We start from the raw sequence: 8,477 nt of genomic DNA, 5'->3' as shown, positions 1-8,477 counted from the left end.
CTTGTCCTGATTTAAAGTTAATCCACTATATTTGGATTGCGGGCTTAATCAGGTTTTATGCAGTGTATTGATAAATATTGAGAAAATAATGTCTTGTTACTCTCTTTATATTGTGTCAAAACACGGATATTTAAAAGCTGTTCTACGAACGAATGGGTTTGATATCGCTCAGACTCAGCCTGATAAAAAAGGCTGAATAAAAGTGATAGCTTTGTTATAATGAAACTATAGAGATTTCCATCAGTTTCTTGGCATTGCGCCGTTTTATCCATATCAACGAAAGAGGAAAACAAAATGTTTCCAGAATATCGCGATTTAATTTCAAAATTAAAACAAGAAGATGCGCATTTTGCACGATTGTTTGATGAGCATAACGAGCTGGATGACAAAATTACCGGTTTGGTAAACAACCCTGTTACCAGCGGCTCTGAAGAAATCGAAGAGCTGAAAAAAGCTAAATTGAAACTGAAAGACGAGTTGTACGCTCTTCTGCAAAAAGCAGCAGGCAAATAATTCGAGTTTCTCAGGTCGTCTGAAACCGATATCGGGATTTCAGACGACCTTTTTGTTTGCGGATGAAACGTAGGACGGGATAAGGCAAAGGAATCACAGACAATAAACAGGTGCTGGTTTTATTGCATGAATACAAAGCAAAGGTCGTCTGAAAACGCTTGCGCGTATATTTTCAGACGACCTTTTTCATTCCATTTACAGCCATTGCGCCAAGGATTCGGTATCCAGGTTCCATTGCCAGACGCCGTTGTCCGTGCCATCCAATCCGCGCAGGAAGAGGTATCGGATGGCGATTTTGGGTAACGGTTTGCCGCGCAGTTTGAAATAGCGGGCTACGGCGATGGCGTAGATGAGCGCTTGCAGGTAGTAGTGGTGGTCTGCTACGGCTTCGTTCATGGCTTGTTGCGTATAGGCTTCGGCGCTGTCGCCCAGATGGTTGGATTTGTAATCAATGATGCACACGAGGTCGTCTGAATCTTGGCAGACCATGTCGATGAAGCCGTTGAGAAAGCCTTGTATATCTTGGAAATCTAATCTTTCTGCGGCTTCGATGCATTCCGGCGGCAGTGAACTGTTTTCGCGGGCAAACCAGCGGCGCAGGTCATGGAGTTTGAAGTCTTCGGTGTAGAGGGTGAACCCCATTTCCGGAAGGTGACGCTCGGGTGGGATTTCAGACAGGCTTTGTGCAACAAGGCGCGTTTTGCGGCAGGTGTCGAGCATTTGTTTGACGGCATCTGTCCAGAGTAGGTCGAAGCCGTAGCGGGTCAAGGTTTCGGCTATCAGGCTGCTTTGGCTTTCGGCGCTTTGGGCAAAGTTGAATTTTTCCAACATTTCATGCAGGCAGACACCGGCGTTGGCGCCGCGCGGGAAATGGTGGATGTCGGTGTTTGGGAGGTCATCTGAAACGAGGAGGGCGGTTTCAGACGACCTTTCTGTTTCGGCGGCGGTTTCTGCGGGGTCGAGTGCGGGTTGTAATTCTTCGCGTTCGTCGTCCCGGGTTTTGACTTGGCGGCTGAGGCCGGTAAAGCTGGTATGTCGGATGAACTGAAATCCACGGGCGGGGATAACGGCGGCTTGATAGAGGTTGTCTGAAAGTTGGCGGTTTTGCGCGGCTGCGGGTTGCGGCGCGTCTTCGGAAAAGCTGAAGTCGGTATGTTCGGGGGGATTGTTGAGGAAACGCAGCCAGTTGTTTTTCAGCATTTGCAGCTCGCCTACGGCTTTGTTTGCTTTGCGTTCTTGTTCATAAGCTTGGCGGGTAGACACCCGATTGCTGTCGGCGCTGCCTTCAAGCAGGTAGGCAAAAGGGGAATCGGCGGTATCGCCGCAATGGGCGGCATAAAGGACAAGCTGCTCTTCGGCACGGGTCAGCGCGACGTACAGCAGGCGCAGGCGTTCTGCCATTTCTTCGTCGGCAAGGTGGATACAGTCTTCTTCGTCGAGTTGCGATTTGGCAAGCAGTTCCGTAGTGTGGTCGGCGGTGTGGAGGATTTGCCAATCGGCGGGCTTCATGTCTTTCGCGTCCCAAACGAAAGGGCAATAGACCAAAGGATATTGCAAACCTTTGGAGGCATGCATGGTGACGATTTTGACCAGTGCTTCGTCGCTTTCAAGCCGTAACAGTCCTGATTCGCCGACAGAGCGGTCTTGCGCGAGGCTGATTTGGTCGTTGAGCCATTGATGTAGGGCAGCGGGACTGAGGCTTTGTCCTTCTTCTTCAGAGAGGCACTCTAAAAGCTGATGGAAATTAGTGAGGCCGCGCTCGTCACCTCGTGCAAGCAGTCCGGTTTCGATGCCGTGCAACGAGGAGAAGTGTTGCAGCGCGGCATAAATCCCGCTTTTCCGCCAAATGGAGACGGATTCGGCGGCGGTGTTTATCCAGTTTAATAATTCGGCTTCGTTGCGGTTGAGTTGATACAGGGCTTGCGCGTCGTAGCCGAACAATGTGCCGGATAAGACAAAGCGCAGCGAGCCGATTTGTCCGGGATTGAGCCAATAATCCAACAGCGCGGCAAGGGCGAGGGCTTCGGGCGTGGTGAAAACCGATTCTCTTGAGAGCAAAACGCTTTGTATGCCGCGCGTCTTCAGCGCTTTTGCCACCATCACGCCTTCGTTAAACGTCCTGACCAAGACGGCAATGTCGCCCGAAACGACCGGCCTGTCTTTGAATTTCAGACGACCCTCGGCAGCTTCGTTGAGCGTGTGGGCGATTTCGTCGGCGCAATATTCGGAGGCACGGCGGCGCAAGATGTCTTTGTTGAGTACTTCGTCGTCTTTGCCGTTGAGCCAGAGTATCTGTATGGCAGTTTGGGGCGGCGAAAGCCGGCTTTCGGAACGTGCGGCGCCGACTTCGGTATAGTCTATGCCGTCCAAGACGAAAGGGCGGTTTTTGCAGCGGAACAATGCGCCTATGCCGTTAATCAGCTTGGCATGGCTGCGGTAATTGGTCGCCAGTGTGTAGCTGTGTTGCGCGTCGGCTGCGGCTTGCAGATAGGCGTAAATGTCGGCACCGCGAAAGCTGTAAATCGCTTGTTTCGGGTCGCCGACTAGGAATAAGGGCTTGTTTTGGCTGATAAAGATTTTTCGGAAGATTTCGTATTGCAGCGGGTCGGTGTCTTGAAATTCGTCAATCAAGGCGATGCGCCAGTTTTGAGCCACCGCTTGAGCCAGTGAATCGGCCTGCGGGTTGTCGGTTAATGCGTCGTAAACATCAAGCAGTAAATCGTCGAAACCGCGTTCGCGCTTGGATTTTTTCTGTTCGTTCAGACTGGCATTAAGATGGTCAAGCAGGTCGAGGTGGAGCAGGGTAAGCGTCTCTTCTTCGGCTTGCACGATGGCAGCCGAATCTGCGCCGAGATTCGCCAATATCTGCAAATCGGCAAAGGCGGCAGCATCGGGAGTATTGCCTTTTTTGACTTTGGACTCTAAGGCTTCTGCGGCAAACATGGGCAGCTTTTCTGCCGTCGTTTTGCTAAAAGAAGGAAGGGCATCGGATTGGGAGGCGGATTGGAGTTCGAGAAAGACGGTTTTGAATGTTTTTTCTTGGTATGAGTTGCCATTTAATATCGGACGGATGCGCCAGAATGTTTCTTCCAAAGCGTCCAATTTGGGGCGCACTTTTTCCCATGTTTTCCGAAATTTTTCCTGCGCGGCGACTAAGTCTGCTTCGGGTCGTCTGAAAACCAAATACGGACGGCTGACGAACTTTTGTATTGCCGCCAACATGGTTTGCGGCGTTTGGCGGCGTTGGAATACCAGCTTCGCCAAAATGGGATGATTGACGATGCGGTCGCGCCAAAAATCTTGAGCGGGAATCAGCAGGCGGTCACGGCTGTCTTCGGTCAGCTCGACATCCATAGGCGCGCGGCACAAAAACGCATAATCGCGCAAAATGCGTTGGCAGAAGCCGTGAATGGTATAAATCGCGGCGTTGTCGAATTGCCCGATGGCAGCCTTGAGGCGGACAATCAGCCGCGCTCGACTTTCTTGAGCCAATGCCTGTTTGAGCAAACCGGTCAGAAACACATCGCCCGGATGATTGTCTCGGCAGTATGCTGCGAGGTCGTCTGAAAGATTGTCCGTATCCTCCACGCTCTCCAAAGCCTGCAATACTTCGTCCAAACGGGCGCGCAAACGGGTTTTCAATTCCGCCGTTGCCGCCTTGGTAAAAGTAACGGTCAAAATGCTTTCGACAGGCATCTGCTCAAGCACGACCAAACGCGTGAACAAAGCCGCAATGCCGTAGGTTTTGCCCGTGCCGGCAGAGGCTTCAATCAGATTGGTACCTGCTATGGGGATGCTTAGGGGATCGAAGGCTGGAATGGAGGCATTGGCGGGCATGATAAAAGGAGGGAAGTACAGACAGAAGGCGTAATCATAGCAGAGGTCGTCTGAAAACGGTGGGGAGCTTGGGGGTGAAAACGGGCTTTGGCTTGGTTGTATGGCAGGCTTGCGATTTTCGGTTGCATTCCGTTGGATTTATAGTGGATTAAATTTATAGTGGATTAAAATTGCAATGATACGGTGTTGCCAACGCCCTTATGTACTACCCGTACACGGCGGGCGTTGCCGCCTTGTCTCATTTTTATTTTAATCCACTTATAAATCAGGACAAGGCGACGAAGCCGCATACAGTACAGATAGTACAGGCGAGGCAAAACGCCGTACTGGTTTAAAGTTAATCCACTATAATTGTTGATATCAGCCGTAGAAATAGGGTAAGGCAAACAAAAAACGGCAGCTTTTAGGCTGCCGTTTTCTTTAGTGCGATTAAGCTTGGTCTTCCGGTTTGTCAGATAACTCTTGGGCTTTATCAGTTGGCTCTCGAGCGGTTTCTGTGGAAGCAGGTTCATGCTGACTGACTGCTTCCGGAGCTTGTGTTGCCGCTTCGGTTTCAGATTGTTCCGGATTGTCCTGACGCAGATTGTGACTGTAATCTTTAGGCGGGCTGGGTTGCTTGCCTGCCATAATTTCCAGCACTTGATCGCGGTCTATGGTTTCCCAATCCATCAAGGCTTTGCACATAATTTCCATCTTATCGCGGTTTTCATCAAGGATTTTGTAAGCTACTTGATACTGCTCATCCAAGATGCGGCGAATTTCTGCGTCGATTTCTTGTTGGGTTTTTTCGGAAATGTTTTGAGAACGGGTAATGCTGCGTCCCAAGAATACTTCGTCTTCATTTTCCGTATAAACCATTACGCCCATTTTATCGCTCATGCCGTAACGGGTGACCATCTCGCGTGCCATTTGGGTGGCACGTTCAAAATCGTTGGATGCGCCGGTGGAAATACGGCCAACGAAGATGTCTTCGGCAATGCGTCCGCCAAACAAGATGGAAAGCTGACTCAGCATTTGGTCTTTATACATGCTGATACGGTCGCGTTCGGGAAGCTGCCAAGTCAAACCGAGCGCACGGCCGCGCGGCATGATGGTCACTTTGTGAACCGGGTCGGTAAACGGCAGGCTTTCGGCAACAATCGCATGACCTGCTTCATGGTAGGCGGTCGCACGTTTTTCGTCCTCGTGCATTACCATGCTGCGGCGTTCGGGACCCATATAGATTTTGTCTTTGGCATCTTCAAAATCGCTTTGGTCGACTTTGATTTTGTTGCGGCGGCCTGCAAACAGGGCGGCTTCATTGACCAAGTTGGCCAAATCCGCACCGGAGAAGCCGGGTGTGCCGCGTGCCAATGATGTCAAATCTACGGATTCGTCCAAAGGTACTTTTTTCGCGTGGACTTTCAGGATTTGCTCGCGGCCGCGGATATCGGGCAGCGGAACAACAACCTGACGGTCGAAGCGGCCGGGGCGTTGCAATGCCGGATCCAGTACGTCGGGACGGTTGGTTGCGGCGATGACGATAACGGTATGATTGCTTTCAAAACCGTCCATCTCGACCAAAAGCTGGTTCAAGGTTTGTTCGCGTTCGTCGTTGCTGCCGCCCAAGCCGGCACCGCGTTGACGGCCGACAGCGTCGATTTCGTCAATGAAAATGATACAAGGGGCGTTTTTCTTCGCTTGTTCAAACATATCGCGCACGCGGCTTGCACCGACGCCGACGAACATTTCAACAAAGTCGGAGCCTGAAATGCTGAAGAAAGGCACACCGGCTTCGCCTGCGATGGCTTTTGCCAGCAAAGTTTTACCGGTACCCGGGCTGCCTGCCAGCAAAATGCCGTGCGGAACGCGGCCGCCCAAGCTTTGATAGCGGTTGGGGGATTTCAGATAATCGACGATTTCTTGTACTTCTTCTTTTACTTCATCACAACCGGCAACATCGGCAAAGGTAACTTTATTGGTTTCTTTGTCCATCAGGCGGGCGCGGCTTTTACCGAAAGAGAATGCGCCGCCCTTGCCACCGCCGCCGTTCTGCATACGCATGAAGTAGAACCATGCACCAATCAGCAGCAATACCGGCAGCAGGCTGAAAACCAGGCTGGTAAAGATACTCGGTTTTTCTTCAGGGATAACGTTGACGCGGACTTTATTGTCCAAAAGCGTTTTGACCAAATTATCGTCTAAAGGCGCATTGGTGAAGAAAGTGGATTTATCGGTACGTTCGCCTTTGATCAGATAGCCGATGATGGCGGAGCCTTCGATTTTGACGTTGCTCACTTCACCGTTGTTTACCTGTTGGATAAATTGAGAGTATTCGATTTGCTGCTTGTTTTCCTGCTTGCTGGTTAGTGCGTTGAACGCAGCCATCAGACCGACGCACAAAGCGACCCATAACAGGATGGACTTAAAGGTATTCCCCACTTAGCCAGACTCCATGATATTAAGATAAACGAAAGGAAGATTTTAAAACACGCTGCCTGTATTGTCAGCGTTTATTTTTTCCTAATAAATAAATCTCACTGGAACGATTGCGTGATGCTTCGGGCTTGCGCGTCTGCACCGTTCCGAAGATTTCGCGCATGGCTGCCATATATTCCTGATAGCCCGCTCCCTGAAATACCTTCACCAAAAAGCTGCCGCCCGTTTTCAAATGATTGACGGCAAAGTCCAAAGCCAGTTCGCACAAGTAAAAGCTACGGGCTTGGTCGGTTACGGCGTTACCCGACATATTGGGTGCCATATCGCAAATTACAAGGTCTAGTGGGCGGGCGTCCAGCAGGGTTTCAAATTGCCCTAATACTTCGTCCTCCCTGAAGTCGCCCTGAATAAAAGAAACGCCTTCTATTTCATCCATAGGCAGGATATCCAATGCGAACACACGCCCTGAATTGCCGACCAGTTTTGCCGCTACTTGCGACCAGCTGCCCGGCGCGCTGCCTAAATCCGCCAAAACCGTGCCGGGTTTGATTAATTTGTCTTTTTCGTTGATTTCCAGTAGTTTATATGCAGCGCGGGCGCGATAGCCGTCTTTTTGCGCCATGTGGACGTAATGATCGTTGACGTGTTCGTGAAGCCAGGCTTTTGATGATTTTGAACGTACTGCCATAATTAATTTAATGATTTAGAGAAACGCTGTATTGTACGTTATTTTCCCCCGAGATTGCGCCAAATCGCGTACAATGCCGCATTATTCTTTCTTTTCAAGCAATAGAACATGACTGACAATAAATTAAGTACCAAAGAAATTTTGGAATTGAAAGCCCGTGCCCATCACCTTCATCCTGTTGTAATGGTGGGACAACAAGGTTTGACCGAGTCCGTTATCAAAGAAACCGATGCCGCCCTGACGGCGCATGAGTTAATCAAAGTCCGTGTATTTGGCGACGACCGCGCCGAGCGCGTTGAAATTTGCAATGCGCTGTGCGAAGCCGTTGATGCGCAACTGGTTCAGCATATCGGCAAACTGTTGGTGTTGTGGCGTAAAAACTTGGAGGTTTGATTCTTCAAGAGCATATTCAGACATCTTAAGGACAGATGTACAAAAGGTCGTCTGAAAATATTTATGACTCTTACCAAGTGTTTTTGTTATGCGCTCGTAAAATCAGGAAAATCGATAAACTCTCTGAGATTGATTACTGTCAATGGGAACATACCCGCAGTTTTTAAAGCTGCAGATTGGCTATACTAACGATAGGAGCACATCATGAAAGCATTATCTGTTGCACTGGTTTTATTGACTTTGGCAGGCTGTCACAATACTTGGAACGGCGTTCGGGAAGACGGTTCACGCATTATCGGGCGTTCTGTCAGCGGTATTGGGCACGGTATCGGTAAGGCAGGTCAGGCATTGGAACGTACCGGTAGCAGAATCGACAACCGCCAACAAGTACAGCCTCAAATGTCCGGACAGAATCAATATCCCTACCCGGCGCAGAACCAATATCCTGAGCAGAATCAATACCAATACTAAGTCTTTTTTTAATGTCGACCCCGATTACATGGTTTGTAGTCGGGGTTTTGGTTTTTCAGACGACCTTTATCCTGTATGATTCGGGATTGGCAATGAAATGGGCATATCTTTAGCCGTCTTCTTACTTATAGTGGATTAACTTTAAACCAGTACGGCG

Annotated in this window: 6 protein-coding genes; 3 read left to right on the top strand and 3 right to left on the bottom strand. The window is 49.9% G+C overall.

Going from position 1 to position 8,477, the window contains the following annotated elements; all coding sequences use genetic code 11:
• The first annotated feature begins 294 nt into the window (after positions 1-294).
• On the top strand, positions 295-513 hold the full coding sequence (locus tag HMPREF3050_RS04310; protein ID WP_003760086.1) for an HP1242/YdcH family protein: 219 nt from the start codon (positions 295-297) through the stop codon (positions 511-513).
• Positions 514-708: 195 nt separating this feature from the next.
• Here HMPREF3050_RS04310 and recB read toward each other — a convergent pair whose 3' ends face one another.
• From recB to HMPREF3050_RS04295, 3 genes are all read right to left on the bottom strand, one after another.
• Entirely contained in the window at positions 709-4,350 is a 3,642-nt protein-coding gene (recB, locus tag HMPREF3050_RS04305; protein WP_070773651.1) for an exodeoxyribonuclease V subunit beta, read from the bottom strand.
• Positions 4,351-4,779: 429 nt separating this feature from the next.
• Positions 4,780-6,771 (bottom strand): ATP-dependent zinc metalloprotease FtsH, encoded by a 1,992-nt coding sequence (ftsH, locus tag HMPREF3050_RS04300; protein WP_070773649.1) that lies wholly within the window; start codon positions 6,769-6,771, stop codon positions 4,780-4,782.
• 64 nt (positions 6,772-6,835) lie between these two features.
• Positions 6,836-7,456 carry an RlmE family RNA methyltransferase gene (locus tag HMPREF3050_RS04295; RefSeq protein ID WP_070773646.1) on the bottom strand — a complete coding sequence of 207 codons (621 nt, stop codon included), beginning with the start codon at positions 7,454-7,456 and terminating at the stop codon, positions 6,836-6,838.
• Positions 7,457-7,564: 108 nt separating this feature from the next.
• Between HMPREF3050_RS04295 and yhbY the strand changes: the two genes are divergently transcribed.
• On the top strand, positions 7,565-7,849 hold the full coding sequence (yhbY, locus tag HMPREF3050_RS04290; RefSeq protein ID WP_003760073.1) for a ribosome assembly RNA-binding protein YhbY: 285 nt from the start codon (positions 7,565-7,567) through the stop codon (positions 7,847-7,849).
• Between the two features lie 204 nt (positions 7,850-8,053).
• Complete coding sequence (locus HMPREF3050_RS04285) at positions 8,054-8,320, top strand: hypothetical protein (protein ID WP_003760069.1); 267 nt, start codon at positions 8,054-8,056, stop codon at positions 8,318-8,320.
• Positions 8,321-8,477 lie beyond the last annotated feature (157 nt).

Source organism: Neisseria sp. HMSC065D04 (assembly GCF_001815675.1).
Taxonomy (GTDB): Bacteria; Pseudomonadota; Gammaproteobacteria; order Burkholderiales; family Neisseriaceae; genus Neisseria.
Note: the sequence above shows the minus strand (reverse complement) of the source record. Positions and strands in the feature narration are given on the sequence as shown.